Below are 2,131 nucleotides of genomic sequence, written 5' to 3'. Positions count from 1 at the left end.
GCGATGACGAGCGTGAACAGTTTGTGTTTCGAGCGCAGAAACTCCAAAACCAGTGTCAGCAGCACGACACCGATCAGCTCCGTACGTGCACCGTTGAGGAAAAGGGTTGGGAACGCGAACAGGTAGATCGCCATGCGTTGCTTGCGCGAAGGGGTAGCGCACAGCACATAGATCAGGCAGACCGAATAGACGAAGCCGTAGGCTTGATAGTTTGCGAAATAGTCTGCGCTCCCCAGAAGATCGAGACTGACGGCGAGGAACGTACCTTCATCGGCATTGGTGACGATGGCCACGCTCATGGCGAGCAAGGTCATGACCAGCACGCCGCGCAGTCGCGGCGCCCGAGGGTCAACCGAGCGAGCCACGATGTAGAGCACCACAAACTGCGGTATGACGCCAATCTGTTCGCCGGCCGCTTCCCCGCGCGCACCGAGTGCCATGTTGAGGAGCAGCACGACCAGGGTATAGACCACAAACGCCACGAAGGCGCCGTCCATGGCGCATCGGGTCCCCGGTCTTGAAACTTGCTGAACGAACAACATGCTCAGCGGCGCAAACCAGACCATCGCCATTGCGGTCGAGTAGCCACCAAACACGGGTGGTATCAGTCCTTTGGCGAGTAGGAAGTGGTAGACGAAGAAGCCAGGCAGCAAGGCCTGAAAGCCGAACAGCGCAAGACGCGGGGTAGGTGTTCTCATCAGCCCGTCGCCCAATTGACCGCGACTCGCGTGAGGACGCTGGCGAATACGGCAGCTCCCGTCCAGAGAACAAGCACACGGCCATTCGCTCGAATTGCGTTCCAGACCTGTGCCGCGGAAACGCCTGCGACGGCCAGTACCACGCCGAGGTACAGGCCGTAAAAGAGGGCCCCTGTCGCTGCATACCCTTCGCTTATGTGGCCTAGCCGTGCCCAGTCCAGCAACCAGACGCCTCCGAGGCGGATCAGCAGGCCCGCCAGTTGCAGAAACAAGGCGGCTCGCTGCCGACCGCAGATGTGCAGCGTGGTGGAGATCGGCACCACGAGGAATTGCAGCAGGAACCAGGGCGTCATGCAGCTGACGAGCCAGCCGGTTCGTGCCCATCCGGCACCGAACAGCCATTCGCAGATCTGGGGCGCAATGATGCCCAGCGCCAGCAGGGGACCTACGCCGGCCTTGATGAGACCATCGACAACCTGGACGACGAACTGCGGAAGTCGTCCTTCGCGGTGCTCGAGGGCAGCGCGTGACAGGAAAACCTGGCTGATCGAATTGCCGATCAGGGACATGGGCGCTTGAGCCACATACATGGCCATTCCCAGATAGCCTGCTTCGGCAGGGCCGGCATAGGCAGCAACGAGTATGACGGGCAAGTACACCGCAGCGCTGTTCGCCAGAGCCTCCGCCGTGGAGTAGATCGGAAAACGACGGTATTCAAAGGCAACGTGCCGCAATGAGCTCCAACGCAACTCGCGCATGGCCGCCCACGCCGTGGGCATCAGTGCCAGGCATGCGATACCTGTATTGGCTACCTGACCCAGCAGCAAACCCACAGGGCCGGCCCCATGCCAGCCGACCATCATCTGCAGACCCGCGCTGCCTGCAGACTGGGCGACACGCGTTCGCGCGAGGCGCCCAAATGAGGCGTGCCGGACATGCCAAGCCTGCAGCGCCGAATAGGCTCCAGCCAGCCACACGCCAACTGGAATCATCCAGAGGTAGGGTCTCAGGCCGGGYTGGCGCAGCAGGGCCATCACCGCGTCCGGGGCCATCGCGATCATCAGCGCGACGCCCAAGCTGACCACTGTGCAAACGGCAAGGGACAGCGTGAGCAAGCGATCGGCGTCCTTTGCATCCTGTGGCAAGGCGATGGCCAGTTCGTAGCGGAGACAGGCGGCCACACTCAGTATGCCCAGTGAACTGCTCAGAACTGAAAGCAGGCCGAAGTCGGCGGGCAGATACAGGCGGGCCAGGATGGGCATCGCCAAGGCAGTGATGCCGTGGGCGAGCATGCCGGCGCTACTCAGCAGAACGACGGCACGTATAAAGCTTCCACGCGCTTGCATGGTTGGGGGGGTGCCTGACACGAAGATCATTCGTGGATGCTTGGAACAGCTGCGCCGGCCAGTGCGGAATCAGGCGCTTTTCAGCGC

2 protein-coding genes are annotated in these 2,131 nt (G+C 61.9%); both read right to left on the bottom strand.

Annotated elements, in window-relative coordinates; translation table 11 throughout:
* Positions 1–698, bottom strand: a 698-nt coding sequence (locus tag ACXJKR_RS30605) for a hypothetical protein (protein ID WP_457326052.1), incomplete at its 3' end; no start/stop codon positions are given.
* On the bottom strand, positions 698–2,074 hold the full coding sequence (locus ACXJKR_RS30600) for a lipopolysaccharide biosynthesis protein (protein ID WP_457326051.1): 1,377 nt from the start codon (positions 2,072–2,074) through the stop codon (positions 698–700). The genes ACXJKR_RS30605 and ACXJKR_RS30600, both read right to left, overlap by 1 nt.
* Positions 2,075–2,131: the final 57 nt, after the last annotated feature.

This window comes from Roseateles sp. P5_E11, from assembly GCF_054049355.1.
This window is presented reverse-complemented; position numbering and strand designations above follow the sequence as displayed.